At 47.2% G+C, this 16062-nt stretch carries 17 protein-coding genes; 11 read left to right on the top strand and 6 right to left on the bottom strand.

All coding sequences use genetic code 11. From position 1 onward, the window contains the following. The first annotated feature begins 3 nt into the window (after positions 1-3). Complete coding sequence (gene nagB, locus NYE37_RS08275) at positions 4-741, top strand: glucosamine-6-phosphate deaminase (RefSeq protein ID WP_340711915.1); 738 nt, start codon at positions 4-6, stop codon at positions 739-741. A gap of 55 nt (positions 742-796) precedes the next feature. Here nagB and NYE37_RS08270 read toward each other — a convergent pair whose 3' ends face one another. From NYE37_RS08270 to NYE37_RS08260, 3 genes are all read right to left on the bottom strand, one after another. Further along, a complete protein-coding gene (locus tag NYE37_RS08270; protein WP_049720069.1) occupies positions 797-1738 on the bottom strand; it encodes an ATP-dependent DNA ligase in 942 nt (313 codons plus the stop codon). Positions 1739-1815: 77 nt separating this feature from the next. Beyond that, positions 1816-2022 carry a hypothetical protein gene (locus tag NYE37_RS08265; protein WP_049720070.1) on the bottom strand — a complete coding sequence of 69 codons (207 nt, stop codon included), beginning with the start codon at positions 2020-2022 and terminating at the stop codon, positions 1816-1818. 30 nt (positions 2023-2052) lie between these two features. After that, complete coding sequence (locus NYE37_RS08260; RefSeq protein ID WP_049720071.1) at positions 2053-2250, bottom strand: hypothetical protein; 198 nt, start codon at positions 2248-2250, stop codon at positions 2053-2055. A 109-nt stretch (positions 2251-2359) separates the two neighbouring features. On the opposite strand from NYE37_RS08260, the gene ligD reads away from it, so the two are divergent. Then, a complete protein-coding gene (gene ligD / locus NYE37_RS08255; protein ID WP_049720072.1) occupies positions 2360-3262 on the top strand; it encodes a non-homologous end-joining DNA ligase in 903 nt (300 codons plus the stop codon). A gap of 68 nt (positions 3263-3330) precedes the next feature. Continuing rightward, complete coding sequence (locus NYE37_RS08250; RefSeq protein WP_049720073.1) at positions 3331-4629, top strand: amidohydrolase; 1299 nt, start codon at positions 3331-3333, stop codon at positions 4627-4629. Between the two features lie 92 nt (positions 4630-4721). Here the strand turns inward: NYE37_RS08250 and NYE37_RS08245 are convergent, their stop codons facing one another. After that, positions 4722-4919 (bottom strand): hypothetical protein, encoded by a 198-nt coding sequence (locus tag NYE37_RS08245; protein ID WP_037995397.1) that lies wholly within the window; start codon positions 4917-4919, stop codon positions 4722-4724. Between the two features lie 198 nt (positions 4920-5117). Here NYE37_RS08245 and NYE37_RS08240 point away from each other — a divergent pair, with 198 nt between their 5' ends. The 6 genes from NYE37_RS08240 (at position 5118) to NYE37_RS08215 (ending at position 11282) form a co-directional block, all read left to right on the top strand. Further along, the gene (locus NYE37_RS08240) at positions 5118-5756 is read left to right on the top strand and encodes a hypothetical protein (RefSeq protein ID WP_049720074.1); all 639 of its coding nucleotides are present in this window, start codon (positions 5118-5120) and stop codon (positions 5754-5756) included. Between the two features lie 121 nt (positions 5757-5877). After that, positions 5878-6411, top strand: coding sequence for a hypothetical protein (locus NYE37_RS08235; protein ID WP_037995393.1), 534 nt, complete (start codon positions 5878-5880; stop codon positions 6409-6411). Next, positions 6404-7912, top strand: coding sequence for an AAA family ATPase (locus NYE37_RS08230; RefSeq protein ID WP_049720075.1), 1509 nt, complete (start codon positions 6404-6406; stop codon positions 7910-7912). Before NYE37_RS08235 ends, NYE37_RS08230 begins: the two co-directional genes overlap by 8 nt. A 21-nt stretch (positions 7913-7933) precedes the next feature. Beyond that, the gene (locus NYE37_RS08225; RefSeq protein WP_276319273.1) at positions 7934-8824 is read left to right on the top strand and encodes a 3-hydroxyacyl-CoA dehydrogenase family protein; all 891 of its coding nucleotides are present in this window, start codon (positions 7934-7936) and stop codon (positions 8822-8824) included. Further along, a complete protein-coding gene (locus tag NYE37_RS08220; RefSeq protein ID WP_049720077.1) occupies positions 8821-10017 on the top strand; it encodes an acetate/propionate family kinase in 1197 nt (398 codons plus the stop codon). Before NYE37_RS08225 ends, NYE37_RS08220 begins: the two co-directional genes overlap by 4 nt. A gap of 71 nt (positions 10018-10088) precedes the next feature. Next, positions 10089-11282: a pyridoxal phosphate-dependent aminotransferase gene (locus NYE37_RS08215; protein WP_340711914.1), complete on the top strand. Its 1194-nt coding sequence runs from the start codon at positions 10089-10091 to the stop codon at positions 11280-11282. An 89-nt stretch (positions 11283-11371) separates the two neighbouring features. On the opposite strand, the gene lexA is transcribed toward NYE37_RS08215, so the two are convergent. Further along, the gene (gene lexA, locus NYE37_RS08210; protein ID WP_049720079.1) at positions 11372-11992 is read right to left on the bottom strand and encodes a transcriptional repressor LexA; all 621 of its coding nucleotides are present in this window, start codon (positions 11990-11992) and stop codon (positions 11372-11374) included. A 117-nt stretch (positions 11993-12109) separates the two neighbouring features. After that, on the bottom strand, positions 12110-13195 hold the full coding sequence (locus NYE37_RS08205) for a tyrosine-type recombinase/integrase (RefSeq protein WP_037995373.1): 1086 nt from the start codon (positions 13193-13195) through the stop codon (positions 12110-12112). A 237-nt stretch (positions 13196-13432) separates the two neighbouring features. Between NYE37_RS08205 and NYE37_RS08200 the strand changes: the two genes are divergently transcribed. Next, positions 13433-14683 (top strand): NCS2 family permease, encoded by a 1251-nt coding sequence (locus NYE37_RS08200; protein WP_037995366.1) that lies wholly within the window; start codon positions 13433-13435, stop codon positions 14681-14683. A 746-nt stretch (positions 14684-15429) separates the two neighbouring features. Beyond that, complete coding sequence (locus NYE37_RS08195) at positions 15430-16059, top strand: TetR/AcrR family transcriptional regulator (RefSeq protein ID WP_037995359.1); 630 nt, start codon at positions 15430-15432, stop codon at positions 16057-16059. Positions 16060-16062 lie beyond the last annotated feature (3 nt).

Genomic DNA, 16062 nt, shown 5'->3' with positions numbered 1-16062 from the left:
ATGATGGAACTGGTCCGTGTACAAAACTATGAAGAAATGTGTGATCTGGCGGCTGAACGAATCATCCGGATTGTAAAGGAAACGGAGTCTCCCGTGCTGGGACTTGCGACCGGCGCGACCCCCACCGGTGTTTATGAAAAACTGGTTTCGGACCACCGGCAAAACGGTACTTCCTACCGGCATGTCACCACCTTCAATTTGGATGAGTATGTCGGGTTGGGACCTGAGGATGCAACCAGTTATTTCTTCTACATGATGGAACATCTCTTTCGCCATATCGATATTCCTGTCGGCCAAACCCATATTCCGGATGGCTTGGCAAAAAATCCGGAAGAGGAATGTGTGCGTTATGAGCGGGAGATCGAAGAACACGGAGGCATCGATTTGCAAATTTTGGGGATCGGCAGAAACGGGCATATCGGATTTAATGAACCCGGAACCCCTTTTTCCTCCAAGACCCACGTGGTGAAGTTGACGGAATCGACCCGGGAAGCCAACCGTCCTTTTTTTGATGCGAAGGATCAGGTTCCCACCCATGCGATCACAATGGGGCTTTCGACCATTATGAAAAGCAAAAAGATTGTCTTGCTTGCCAACGGGAAGATGAAAGCCCCGGTCTTGCACCGGCTGTTTACCATGGACGAGCCGTCCCCGGAATTGCCGGCTTCCATTTTGAAACAACATCCGAATGTCACCATCATTGCCGATGAAGAGGCTTTGTCCCTGGACGACCGTGGATGAGCTGCCCGGCATGCGGACCCGGCGTTAGCGGGTTTTCTGCTTGCGCCGGGGTTTTTTATTGGTCGAAGCGGCATTGGCGGGGAGGATGGGTCACGAAAGCCTGAATGCTCGGCTGTCTCAATGTGTGTCCGTGGCTCCATTCCAAGTATTCAACTTTCACCGTGATGGCCGGCTTCAGCCAAAGTGTGTTTTTCATCCGGGAAGGCGGATTGACAAAAGGCATGTTCTCCTGCACAACAGGTTGAATCATGCGGGTCAGCGTTTTCCAATCTTCGTGAGTCAATTTGCCGGTTCCTGCGTGTCCGATATACCAAAGCCGGTCCTTTTCATCATATAATCCGAGCAGAAGGGAACGGGCCACGGAATCGCGTACAACGACGCCCCCCACCACCGCAATCAAATCTTGCATATTTTTTTTCTTCTGCCAGCGGTGATCTTTCCCGCCGATGGCATAGGTGCTGTTTTGGTCTTTGAAAACGATTCCTTCCAAGCCGTGTTCTTTCACGGCTTCAAACAGCGCTTTTCCATCTTCATAAGAGGGGACGAGCTGAACAGGACCGGAAGATTCGCAGATTTCATGAAGCAACGCGGTTCTTTCCGAAAGTGGCCGGTGGATGATCCATTGGCCGTCCAAGTATAACAGGTCGAAAACCATATATGTAACCGGAACTTGTTTTTGCACGGTCAAAACCCGGTCGATATTACGAAGGCCGTCTCTTTTCATCACTTCATAAAAAGAAGGTTTCCCGTCTTTTAATGCGATGACTTCCCCGTCCAATATTGCCGATTTGGCTCTTAAGGATTGATCCAAATGCTGAAGCTCGGGATAATGAAACGTCCGTTCATTTTTTTTGCGGTTAAAAAGTTTGATTTCGTTTCTGTTCCGGTATGCCAGGATGCGGACGCCGTCCCATTTCACTTGCGCGATCCATTGTTTTCCTTGCGGGAAGTCATCCGTTGTTACCGGTTCAAACGGGATGATTGGCTTCAAATCCATGCGAAAGCCTCCTTTTTTTATATTTTTTGCAGGTTTTAAAAAAGGACACCTCCCAATAAAAGGGAAGTGTCCTTCCGTCAATAGCCGCGCCTTCTGTCCCGGCGCCGGTCCCGGGGAAAGAAAGGTGGCCGGAAAACCGGGGGAAACAAAACCGGCGGATAGAACGGATAGAACGGGGGATAATAAGGTGGCCAGAAGGGTGAAAAAGGCGGGTAAAAACCCCGTTGTTTGGTTTCAATTTCATTTTCTTCGGTATCCATCCATTCCTTATCATGATGATACATACGAAATCTCCTCCTTAACGGGTGATGAAGTTAAAACGGGCCGAACCGTCCAAAAGGGCGGAAGAAAGGAAAAAATCCAAAATAAAAAAAGGGACGCGGGTAAATGAAGGAAGCTCCGAAAAACGGCCCCGGGAAAAATTGAGATGCATGGATGGGTTCCTGCTCCAACCCGGATGCCACAAATTCTGCAGAATCATCATGAAGCGGCTGATTGGCAGATTCCAACACGTTTCATTCCTCCTGTTTGCTCGGGTTTCAGGGTTTGTTATAAACTATGCGTTTATCACGTCCCGGGTCATTGTCCAATGAAAAATAGGCATTTGAACGGGGAGGTCACATGGCTGAAAAAGAGCGATACGTCCAAGTTGACGGACGGGAATTAAAGATCACCAATCCGGATAAAATCTGGTTTCCCGAAGCAGGGATCAAAAAGTGGGATTTTATTTTGTATTGCGCCCGTCTGGCATCCTATCTCCTGCCTTATTGCAAGGATCGTTTGCTGACAACGATCCGTTTTCCGGACGGGGTGAATCATGATTCGTTTTATCAGAAAAACGCGCCTTTTTACCGCCCGGATTGGGTAGAGACCAGCAAGGCAGGGGATATTGAATATATTTTGCTCAATAATGTCCCGACATTGATTTGGCTGGCAAACCTGGCTTGTCTGGAATACCATGTTTCTTTTCACCGGGTGGATCGCCCGGTTCCCACCGAGTTGGTGTTTGACCTGGATCCCAGTGCTCCCGGATTTGAAAAAGTGGCGGAAGTGGCGTGGTTGATCAAGGAAGTGCTGGAGAAAATGGGGTTATCCGGAGTGGTGAAAACCTCCGGCGCAACGGGACTTCAAATTTATGTCCCGATCGAACCGGTTTACTCTTATGAAGAAACAAGGAAAATCGGGGAATTGATCGCACATTATTTGACCGAACTTCATCCCCGGTTGGTCACGGTGGAACGCCAGGTCAAAAAGCGGGGAGACAAAGTTTATATTGATTATCTGCAGCATTGGCACAACAAAACGTTAATTGCGCCCTATTCGCCGCGGGCCGTGTCGGAAGCAACGGTTTCGACGCCGCTGGAGTGGGAGGAACTCCAAACACTTCGTTCGCCCAAGGAATGGACGCTGCTCAACATTTTTGACCGTTTGAAAGAAAAAGGGGATTTGTTTGAACCGGTTTTATCCGGTGAAAGACAACGATTGGATGCGATTCTTCAGTTTATTGAAAAACGCAAACTGTAAAAAGGAAATCGGTCGTGTTATCTTAATATTGATGTGCATTTTTACTTGAATGGTGAGGAGGAAAATGATTGAAACGGATATTCATTAACGGCACGATCATCACCCTGGTGGAAGGAAAAGAAGTGATTGAACAAGGAGCAATGGGTGTGGATGGCACCGATATTACATATATAGGTCCGGTTCCGGGAGAAGACGAACTGGCTTCCTATGATGAAGTCATCGATTGCCGGGGACGCGCGATCATGCCCGGGCTTGTCAATACACACGGACATGCGGCCATGACGTTGCTCAGAGGGTATGCCGATGATCTTCCGTTACAAACGTGGCTGGAAGAAAAAATGTGGCCGCTGGAAGCCAGGTTTACAGCAAAACAAGTTTCGGCCGGAACGGCCTTGGCGGTCGCGGAAATGATTAAATCCGGGACCACATGTTTTGTGGATATGTATGACCATATGGATGAAGTGGCCAAAATCACGATGGAATCCGGGATGCGCGCCCGGCTGTGCCGCGGTTCCATCGGACTTTGCAGTGAAGAAGAACAAAAACAGAAACTGAATGAAGCCGTGCAATTCGCCAAGGATTGGAACGGACAAGCAGACGGGAGAATCACCACCATGCTGGCGCCGCATGCCCCTTACACCTGTTCACCGGATTACATCCGCCAATTTGTGGAAAAAGCGGCTGAACTTTCGTTGCCGCTGCATACCCATATGTCGGAAACCGCGAAAGAAGTGGAACAAAATGTGAGGGATTACGGTGTCCGGCCGGTGGAACATTTGCGCCGTTTGGGCTTTTTTGATCAGCCGGCGTTGGTGGCGCATGCCGTGCATGTGACGGATGAGGAGATTGATATTCTGGCTTCTTATGATGTCAAAGTCGCTCACAACCCGGAAAGCAATTTGAAGTTGGGAAGCGGTATTGCTCCCATTCCGAAAATGCTTGAAAAAGGCATCCGTCCCGGATTGGCCACGGACGGGGCGGCCAGTAACAACAATTTGGATTTGTTTGAAGAGATGCATATCGCGGCAATGATCCATAAAGGCGCTCATGAAAATTCGGTGCTGGTTCCTGCGATGACGGCGTTGAAAATGGCTACCTTGTATGGGGCGGAATGCGCCTTTTTGGAAAAAGAAACCGGATCCTTGGAAGTTGGAAAGAAAGCGGATTTTGTGGTGTTGGATTTGTCAGGGCCCCATATGCAGCCTTTGCATGATGTGGTATCGCATATTGTGTATTCGGCGAACCGGAATGATGTTTTGGATGTCTACATTGACGGAAAACCGGTCATGCGGAACCGGGAATTGCTGACCTTGGATGAAGAAAAAATCAAATTTGAAGCCAATCGGGCCATTCAGGAGATCTTATAAGAAAAAGCCGCCAATAATTGGCATCATTGGCAGCGAAAAGAGATTTGGCGAAGGGGAATAGGCAGGAGTTTCTAAGTCATACTAAGAACAAATCAAATTTCCATATCAATATCCAAATGGAAGCGCAAGGGAATGTCTGTATTTCTTTCTTGCCATTCCCGTTTTTGAGCAGCAGGGGAAGCCCATGTCTCCGCGGGTAAAAAGGTGGACAGCTGTTTCCATTCCTCTTCGGTCAACCGGTTTTGTAACTCTTTGTAAACCCAATCGGGATAAAGGGAAGGGGTTGTCATTGCCTTCACCTCCCTTGTTGGTGTTAGTATCACCGGAGATAACCCGTTTATGATTAGCACATTTTGCCCGTCCGCAAAATTCCCGGCGGACGGCTTTTGTCATGAAATGGTTTGAGGATCCAACGGTTCTTGAACCATTTTTTCTTTTCGGGATAAAAAACAAGGAAATGACGTAAGTATGTTGAAAGGAGGGGTCGCATGAAACCGGTCTGTTGCATTATGTTGTTTTCCCTGTTGTGGTTTTGTTCCGGTTGCGGGACGGAAGCGAACAAGCCTTCTCCGGCGGAAATCAAGCGTGCGGAGCAAAGCCTGCTTCAGCAAGAACTTCAGCACCTGATCCACCGTGCGGAGCAAAAAAACAATTACGCGTTTCGTTTGCAAATACAAAATCCGAAACAAAAAGAAGAGTACAAAGGAAAGCAAAACGGAGAAAATTGTGTGATTTTGGATGCGCAGGGCAACAAAGTCATGGAAAGAAAAAAGGATAAGGTTTGGGCATTCCATTCAGGAAAAAAGGAAGAAATGACACAGGAACAAGCCGGATTGGTTTCGCTGAAAGATCATTTGCGGTTTATCGGACAGGTTTATGGAGAGATTGAAAAGAATCCGGATGCAAAATGGATGAAAGTATCCGTCGATTCGGCGAAGTTAACCCGTAATTTCAAACAGCGCGTCAATGCCGAGTCCGAACAAGTGTTATTTCCGGTTTATGAAGAGATGGAAATTTATTATGAGTTGATTTACACCGAACCTCAAATGGATTTGAAACAAATGGTATTGCATGTGCATGACAAGAATCAAGCCAAACAAACTTTGATTTATGAGATTGAAGAATAAAGACAGCATTTCTTAGGAATGCTGTCTATTTTATTGGAATGGATTGTCAATACGATAGTATATAAAAAATGTTATACTTTTTATGTATTTGTGTATGTCGCTTTAGAAAGGAGCGTGGCGTGTGAAAAATAAAAAAATCATTTTCATCAGTTGCCTGGTCACGCTTGTTTTATTGTTTGGCGGTTTTTGGGGATACCGAGAGCTGCTGGTGAAAAGACCGGTTGTTTCCATGATTGAAAAACAACCGGGGATGACGATAAGGAAAATCGATGTTTATCCATCTGATATAGAAATTGAACTGGAAATGACCCGTCCCGATCAAAAGGTCTTCACGAGAGAGGTTCCGGATTTAATCCACCGGATTCAGGAAAAAAACAAACACCGTTCTCTTCATGTGAAATGGAAAGACCGTCCCAATGAGAAGTTGCTGGTTGCTTGGGATCAAATGATCTTTGGGATCCGGGAAGGCTTGGAAACGCAAAAATTTACCGAAATTCCTGAAACCATCGGGAAATGGGCGGACCAGTACCATTTGGGTTATGGCGTCAAAATGAATGAAGATGCTGTTTATATTTTGCTTTATGACGGAGATCATTATTTAACCCGTGTGATGCATGTCAATTCTGCGCAGAAAGGAGGCGACAGTGTTGATTAAGCCGGTTTTGGCGGGAGCCGGTGCGGCTCTCGTTATTTTTCTTCTATATCTGGGCGTGGATCCGCTGCCGGTTTTGGTTTTGGCGGCGATCGGAGGAATGGTTTATTTTCAGCGTTCCCGCATGGCGCAAAGGACAGGAAAGATTTTTGAAAAGAAAAAAACAACATCAGTGATTCCCACTGTTGATTTTGACGAGATCGGCGGTCAAAACCGGGTCAAAAATGAGTTGAAGGAAGCCCTTCAATTCTTGATCGACCGGAAAAAGATCGCTCAATTTGGAATTCGTCCGATCAAGGGGATTTTGCTCACCGGCCCTCCCGGAACAGGGAAAACGCTGATGGCCAAAGCGGCTGCCCACTACACGGACTCGGTTTTCGTCAGCGCTTCCGGCAGTGAATTTGTGGAAATGTATGTCGGAGTCGGGGCGAAACGCGTTCGCTCGTTGTTTGAAAACGCCCGTTTAAAAGCCAAGAAAAACAAAAAGTCATCCGCCATTATCTTTATTGACGAAATTGATGTCATCGGCGGGAAACGGGATGGCGGCCAACAGCGTGAATATGACCAAACGCTCAATCAGCTACTTACGGAAATGGACGGGATCCGGTCCGATCAGGATGTGCAGCTCTTGATTGTGGCAGCCACCAACCGGAAAGATATCCTGGATCCGGCACTCCTTCGTCCGGGACGGTTTGACCGTCATATCCAAGTCGATTTGCCGGATAAAAACGCAAGGTTAAAAATTCTTCAATTGCACACCAGAAACAAAACGTTGCACCCGGATGTGTCATTGGAAAAAATCGCATCCGAAACTTTCGGGTTTTCCGGTGCACAATTGGAAAGCCTGACAAATGAAGCAGCGATTTACGCTTTGCGCGACAAGCAAACCGAAATCGGACAAGCACATTTTGCCTCCGCCATTGACAAAGTGCTGATGGGGGAGCAGACCGACCGGGAAGCCGGCGAAGAGGAAAAAGAACGGGTGGCGGTTCATGAAATGGGTCACGCGATTGTCTCGGAACGGTTAAGACCCGGTTCCGTTTCGGAAATCACTTTGACTCCCCGCGGGCAAGCCCTGGGTTATGTGCGTCAAAAACCGGAACAGGACCGGCTTTTGTATACCCGGGAGGATTTGGAAGAAAGCATCCGTGTCTGTTTGGCCGGAGCGGCTGCGGAGGAACATGTTTACGGCCAAAAGAGCACCGGGGCCAAGAACGATTATGAGCAAGCTTACCGTTATGCCCGGCAATTGATTGAAGCCGGCTTGTCGGATCTCGGGATCATTCACCCCGAGTGGACGGACAAGCAGGCAATGTACACGGAAGCCAAGAAAATATTGGATCAACTGTATCAGGAAACTTTGAACGACATTGTGCAATTTTCTTTCATGTTTCAGGATGCATTGCGCATTTTATTAGAAGAAGAAGTGTTATCTGGTGACGATTTTCGGAAAATGTTAAAGAAATATGCTGCAAGAACTGTTAAAATAGATCAAGTTAGGTAAAAGATGAAAGGAGTACTTATTGTGGCAAGCATACAAAACATCGCAGTCATCGGTGGCGGAACCATGGGACGCGGCATTGCCGAATTGATTGCGTCCAAAGGTTTTGACACCACCATTATTGAACAAAACGATGAATTGGCCAAAGAAGCGTATGACTCTATTGAGATGAGCCTGGACAAGAAATTGTCGAAATGGGGCATTACGCTTGCTGAAAAGAAAATGACCCTTTCCCGTTTACATGTCACCAGTGACATGAATGTGTTAAAAGAAGCGGACTTTGTGATTGAATCGGTTTACGAAGACATGAAGACGAAAATTCAAGTCTTTGAACAATGTGATAAACTGTGCCGTCCTGAAGTCGTATTAGCCAGTAACACATCGACCCTCAGTTTGACGGAGATTGCGGCTGCGACCAATCGCCCTCAGAATGTGATTGGTCTTCATTTTGTGCATCCGGTTCCCCGGACACCGCTTGTAGAGATGGTGCGCGGCTTGAAAACCTCGCAACAAACCGTGGAAACCGTGATGGAGTTGCTGCCGAAACTGGAAATCAAAGGGGTTGAAGTATACGAATCTCCTGGTTTTGTCACCACCCGTCTGATTGTTCTTTTGATCAACGAGGCGATTTATACCTTGATGGAAGGGGTTGCCAGCGAGAAGGACATTGACCGGGCCATGAAAATCGGATATCACTTCGACAAGGGTCCGTTGGAAATGGCGGATCACTTCGGTTTGGATTCGATTTTGGCGGCATTGGAGCGCCTTTACCGTGAATTTGGCGATATTAAATATCGTCCCGCTCCGCTGTTGAAAAAAATGGTTCGTGCCGGGCATTTGGGAGTGAAAACCGGGGAAGGATTTTTCCGGTATGATGAAGACGGTGAACGTATCGACAAGGAGGAGCAGCAATGAAGATTTTAGTCATCAACTGTGGCAGTTCATCCATTAAATACCAGCTGTTTGACATGCAGGACGAGTCCGTCTTGGCCACCGGATTGGTTGAAAAAATCGGGACGGAAAGTTCGATTATCAAACATCAGGTGCCGGAGAAAGAAGAACTGGTGATTGCCAGCGAGATTCTGGATCACCGGGTCGGTATGAAAAAAGTGCTTGATTTGTTGATGGATCCGGAAGATGGCGTGATCAAAAGCGCTGAAGAAGTGGCGGCCGTCGGGCACCGCGTTGTTCACGGGGGAGAAAACTTCTCCAGCTCGGTGGTGATCGACAACGATGTGCGCCGGGCCATCCGGGAAACCATCGATTTGGCTCCTTTGCATAATCCGCCGAACCTGCTCGGCATTGACGCGGCCCAAGCCCAACTTCCGCATGCCGTCCATGTTGCCGTTTTTGACACGGCCTTTCATCAAACCATGCCCGATTATGCCTACATGTACCCGCTTCCTTATGTCTTGTATCGGAAACATAAAATTCGCCGTTATGGTTTCCACGGGACTTCGCACAAATATGTTTCGGAACAGGCTGCCAAATTCCTCGGACGTCCGCTGGATGAACTGAAAATTGTCTCTTGTCATATCGGGAACGGAGCCAGCATTACCGCTGTTCAAAACGGAAAATCGGTGGATACAAGCATGGGGATGACTCCACTGGAAGGTTTGATGATGGGAACACGCAGCGGGGATATCGATCCGGCAATCGTTCCTTTTGTCATTACAAAAGAAGATCTGACCCTTGCCGAAGTCAATTCCATGATGAACAAGCACAGCGGATTGCTGGGGATTTCCGGAATTTCCGGAGATATGCGCGAAGTGACCGAAGCCATGGAAAACGGGAATGATTATGCGCGTCTGGCCATTGATATGTATGTCTATAAAATCAAAAAGACCATCGGGGCTTATATTGCGGCCATGAACGGCGTGGATGCCATTCTCTTTACCGCCGGGGTCGGCGAAAATGCAGCATTGATCCGGGAAAGAGTGTGCGAAGGGCTTACCTTCCTTGGCGTGGAACTGGATCCGGCATTAAATGCTGAACGCAGCAAAAAAGAGCGCCGGATCAGTACGCAGCGGTCCAAAGTGGATGTTCTTGTCATTCCGACCAATGAAGAACTGATGATTGCCAGAGAAACACAAGCACTGGTTCAATAAGGCATGTTCATGATAAGATGGATAATAGTGAGATAGATTGTTAGACTGCTGAACATGGGAGGGGCCCGATCTTGAAGCTTTCAAAACGTGTGCAACAGTTGGCGCCGTCGCCGACACTTGCGATTACTGCCAAAGCAAAGGCCTTGAAACAACAAGGGCATGATGTGATTGGCCTGGGAGCCGGTGAACCGGATTTCAACACACCGGAACACATCATTGAAGCTGCCAAATCTGCAATGGACAACGGTTATACCAAATATACGGCAACAGGCGGGATCCCTGAGCTGAAAGAAGCCATTGCAAACAAGTTGAAAAAGGATAACGGGTTGACTTACAAACCCGGCCAAATTATTGTGACCGTCGGGGCGAAGCACGCGCTTTACAATCTGTTCCAAGCCTTATTGGATGAAGGGGACGAAGTCATTGTCCCGGCCCCCTACTGGGTCAGTTATATCGAACAGGTGAAACTGTCCCAAGGAAAGCCGGTGGTGATCGAAGGAACAGAAGAGCAAGAGTTTAAGATCACACCTCAACAATTGCAAGAAGCCATTACTCCGCGGACGAAAGCGATGATTTTAAACAGCCCGTCCAACCCGACCGGCATGGTTTATACGGAGGATGAGTTGCGTGCAATTGGAAAAGTCTGCATTGACCGGGATATCCTCATCATTTCGGATGAAATTTATGAACATCTGATCTATGATCCGGACAAAAAACATGTCAGCATGGCCGGTCTGGGGCCGGATTATTATGATCATACGGTCATCATCAACGGGGTTTCCAAATCTTATTCCATGACCGGATGGCGGATCGGATTTGCTGCGGGTCCGGAGCCGCTGATCAAAGCCATGAACGGAATTTCCGACCACAGCACATCCAATCCCACTTCCATTGCGCAATATGCCGCTTTGGAAGCTTTGTCGGGTACACAGGAACCCATTCAAGAAATGAAAAAAGCTTTCAAAGAACGCCGAGATTACGTGGTGGACCGCTTGAACAAAATTCCGGGCTTTGTTTGCCTGAAGCCGGCGGGCGCGTTTTATGCGTTTGTCAATATCCGTAAAGCGCTCGAAAACTCCGGCGGCCGTTACAAAACCCCGGATGAGTGGGCGGCGGATTTGTTGGAAACCGAACGGGTTGCCGTTGTTCCGGGTTCCGGTTTCGGTTCCAAAGATCATATCCGTATTTCTTATGCCACCTCATTGGAACAATTGGAAAAGGCTTTGGACCGGATCGAACGGTTCGTTTCCCAATCTCAGGCATGAAAAAAGGCTGTTGACCACGGTCAACAGCCTTTTTGCCATCCATCAGAATATTTTTTTGACAGATAAAATCCTTGTAAGCATCGCATGAATTACAAAACTTCACGAATCAAGCTGATCACTTTGCCGAGGATTTTCACACTGGGCAATAAAATCGGCGAAAGGGTGTCATTTTCAGGTTGCAAACGAATATGATCCTTTTCCTTAAAAAACCGTTTGACCGTTGCTTCCCCTTCAGGAGTCATGGCCACGACGATGTCGCCGTTTTCGGCGGTTGGTTGCTGACGCACGACCACATAATCCCCGTCCAAAATTCCGGCATTGATCATGCTGTCCCCGCGCACGGACAGGAGAAAAACGGGATCATCTTGTCCGGCGAGCCGTCTTGGAAGCGGATAATAATCTTCGATATTTTCAATGGCTGTAATCGGCTCGCCCGCCGTCACTTTACCGACCAGCGGGACCATGACGGTTTCCACGCCTTTGGTATAGATTTCAGGGCGGTGTAAAAGCTCGATGGCACGGGGTTTGGTCGGGTCACGCCGGATATATCCCTTTTTTTCAAGACGAGCCAGGTGTCCATGCACGGTGGAACTGGAGGCAAGACCCACGGCTTCGCCGATTTCCCGGACGGAAGGCGGGTATCCTTTTTCGGCCACTTCTTTTTGGATATAGTCTAAAATGGCTTTTTGCCTGGGTGAGAGTTTGTCCACGTTTTCATCCCCCTTTGATCACATTCACCCGCTCCACATCGACATATCTTCTATTAGTATACATGAACAATGGAAAAAGAACAAACATTTGCAGAATGTTTGTTCTTAAAACACAGTTTATAACATTTGATCCAGCCGGTCGAGCGCTTCATCCTTTTCCGTATTGATGACATGGGTATAGATCTGGGTGGTTTGAATATTGGAATGCCCCAGAATTTCTTGCACCACCCGCAGGTTTTCCCCGTTGGACAAAAGAAGGGTGGCCAGGGTATGGCGCAGTTTATGAGGGGAAATGGAGGCTGCCTTCGGAGGCAGGTTGGCTTCGCGCACGTATTTGCTGATAATATCCGAGATTCCTTTCCGGCTGATGCGCTGATAGTTCTTATTGAGAAACAAGGCTTGCTGATGTTCCCGATCTGCTTTGTTTTCGGGGCGGACGGACAAATAATTTCTCAACGCTTGTTTGGCCGTCTCATTCAATTTGAGCATCCGTTCTTTTCCGCCTTTGCCCAAGATGATCACCCGCATGACTTCGCCGTCGGACTGGATGCTGTTCAGATTTAATTGAATCAGCTCGGACACCCGCATCCCGGTGTTTAAAAAAAGGAGAAGAATGGCCAGATCGCGTCTTTCCATCCATTCCGGGCTTTTGGTGTTTTTCTTTTGATGGTACGTTTTGACGGCGTGAAGAAGGCGCAGGGCCTCTTCTTTGGTCAGAAAGACAGGAACTTTTTGGCGCGAACGGCTTCTCAATGAAGCATCTTCGTATTCTGCCATTGGATTTTGGCTCAGCACATGGGTTTTGACCAGAAAACGAAAGAGAGAGCGCAACGAAGCGCGCTTTCTTTGTTTGCCACTTTGGGAGTTTTCCCGGTAGTGTGTCCGGGTGATCCACTCCTCCTTGATTTTCCCGGTTTTCGGGTCTTTTTTCTTTCTTAAAATATGTACGGTTCGTTCATAGCCGTTTTCAATCTGCCGGAAAAAACGTTTGATGATCATCGAATCCACTTGATCGATCGTTTTGTTGATGGAATCAAGATAATCAAAAAAGAGTGCAAAATCATAGGCATAATTTGCAATGGTTTGTTTTGAACGTTCGGCGCTGATCATCTCGAGAAAAAATTCTTGCACTTCTGCAGGAAACTGAGAGATGATCCGATTGATATTTTCTGGCAGTTTACGTGATTTAAAAACCGGTTTCAAGCCGAATCCACCTCCTGCTCCTGAAAGTCAGTGTCATTATTCTAACATAAAGAATGGAAGGTTATTTGACTTCAGCCGACAAGATCATCTATAATATCTATCCGGGTGTGGGAAACACCCGTTTTTTAATGACCATAATCCAATTTTATATGATAAACGACATCAATCTTTTTGTGTCACGCAACTTGTTGCGTGACGGGTGGGTGAGGGATCATCTCAAAGGAATAGAAAGGCAAGATGGATCGTTCAACATTGAAAGTTGAGATCATTGCAGGAGTGACTTCCTTTTTCACGACAGCCTATATTCTGATTGTTAATCCACTGATTTTGAAAGATGCCGGCATTCCGTTGGGAGCAGGATTGATGGCCACCATTTGCGCTTCCGTCTTTGGTTGTTTGATCATGGGATGGTATGCCAAAGCTCCGATTATCCTGGTACCCGGGATGGGAGTCAATGCATTTTTCAGTTACACCATTGTGCAATCTTTCGGGCTTTCGTGGAAGCAAGGGTTGGCTGTGGTGATTCTCTCCGGGCTTTGCTTTTTCATCGCCAGTGTGACATCCTGGGGCGATAAGCTTGTCACCGGGGTTCCGGATTCGTTGAAGCACGGAATCACAGCAGGGATTGGTTTCTTGCTGACTTTTATCGGCTTGCAGAAAGGGATGATCATCCAACCGAGTGAAATCAACGTTGTTCAACTGGGTGATTTTTCCCATCCGGTAACCCTCGCGACGATTTTGGGCCTTGTTGTTACGCTGTTTTTGTTTGTCCGGGGGACCAGAGGGGGCATGTTGATCGGGCTGATCATCACCAGCTTGCTGACGATGATCCTGACCGGTGATTTTCGTCCCCAGGCAGCCGATGTGAAGTTGCAAGATTATTTCCATCTGTTTGCTGCAGCAGAGTTCAACCTTTGGCAGATTCCGTTTTGGCTGTCTGTTTTCTCGATGACCATGATTGTGGTTTTTGAAAACATGGGCTTATTAAGCGGTATGCTGCCGGATGCCGAAAAATTTCCGCGGGCTTATCAGGTTGTGGCGGTATCCACACTCACATCCGGCATCTTCGGAACAAGCCCGACGGTGGCATCGGCTGAAAGCTCAGCCGGAATTGCTGAAGGGGGAAGAACAGGCATTCCGGCTCTGGTTGCAGCCGGATTGTTTGCCCTTTCGGTTTTTATGCTGCCGGTGATCGGCATGATTCCGGAAAATGCAGTTACTCCTGTATTGATGGTGATTGGTGCGCTGATGATGAAAAGCGTGCAAGAGATTCCCTTCCATGATTTTTCAGAAGGATTTCCCGCTTTTTTAATCATCGCTGGAATTCCGCTTACGGGAAGTATTGCGGATGGATTGGCGTTGGGATTCATCGCGTATCCGTTGCTCAAAGCCGCAAGCGGAAAATGGAAACAGGTTTCGCGCTTGATTTATATGACAGCGGGATTGTTTTTAATCTATTTTGTTGCTTCCGCATGGATGATGCATTAAAAAAAGAGGCCGGATCCGGCCTCTTTTTTTGTGGGGACGACATATTTACATGGGTGAGGAGATTCATTGTGGCATGTCATTGACTGTGGGAGAGGAAACAAAGAATGAGCCGGGACAACCGGACGGGACACCTGTGTGCCATTTCAGTTTCAGGTTGCTCTGCCAATGTTAAGCGGTCCGGGTGGGGCGGATCCAAACGGCTGTTGTCCAGGATGCCATTTATTTTTGCCGGCGGGTGATTCATGACGAGGGCAGGGGTGGAAAACATGAGAAAAAATGTAAACAAAAAGCCGAGGGAGAATACGAGAATGACTGATATTTTTTTTGCAATCATATCTTTTTCTCCTTTTCATCCCGATAATGGATCATTCGTAAGGAGGATTTAATTTTTGTCTATTCCCACTATTCAAAATTAAACCCCTGGATTTCAGCGGAACGAATTGAACAAAATCAACATTTAATCCATTAATGAAGGTATTTTATCCAAGAAGCTTTAGTTTGCGCATAAACACCAACATAAACAAGTTTGCAACACAAACAAACCTTCAAAAAATAAAAACACACAAAGGATAAATTTACGACGTTCTCCCGGGCAACCAAAAAACATCAATCAAACCGAGCAACATCGCAATCGAAAAACAATAAAAATATATTATTCAAAAAATAATAAATTAATTGATAAATGATTTAATTTTGTAGTATAATACTAATACGTACTGGTACTCATTGAAGAATGGATGATGGATATGCTTCATGTAACCAAAATGCCAACAGAAGCAAAAGACAAGTTATTGTATGTCGCTCTTCAACTGTTTACCACCAAAGGATTTAAAGAGACCTCGATCCTTGAAGTGGTGGAACAGGCAAGGGTGTCCAAAACGACTTTTTACCGTTTTTTCCGCAGCAAAGAAGAATTGCTTGTCTGCTTGTTTGAACTGTTGGCCAACGAAGTTTTGAAGGAAGTGGAGGAAGCGGTTCTCCGGGAAGAGCAAATTGCGTACAAGGGGTATGCCGGCATACGCCGTTACATCGAGATTTGTGTGAATCGTTCAACCGTTGCGAAATTATTGTTGGTGGAGTCTGTCGGGGTGAGTAAAGCGGTGGAACGGATGCGCCGGACAGCTCACCTGAGATTTGCCGATTTGATTGACCGGATTGTGCAGGAGATTCTTCCGCCGGCCAAACAAAACCAGGATGCCCGGATCATTTCGCAAGCCATGGTTGGAGCGATCAATGAAGTCGTGATGCATAATCTTTTCCGGTCTGATGAAAAAATCGACACGGACCACCTGGCACGGTTGTTAAACCGGATCATGGTCAGTTCGTATGTCAACTTTTCGTTTGGGAAATCAGCTGGAAACATGGTTCGTCAATAGGCC

This window comes from Thermoactinomyces sp. FSL K6-2592, from assembly GCF_038006465.1.
Taxonomy (GTDB): Bacteria; Bacillota; Bacilli; order Thermoactinomycetales; family Thermoactinomycetaceae; genus Thermoactinomyces; species Thermoactinomyces vulgaris.
This window is presented reverse-complemented; position numbering and strand designations above follow the sequence as displayed.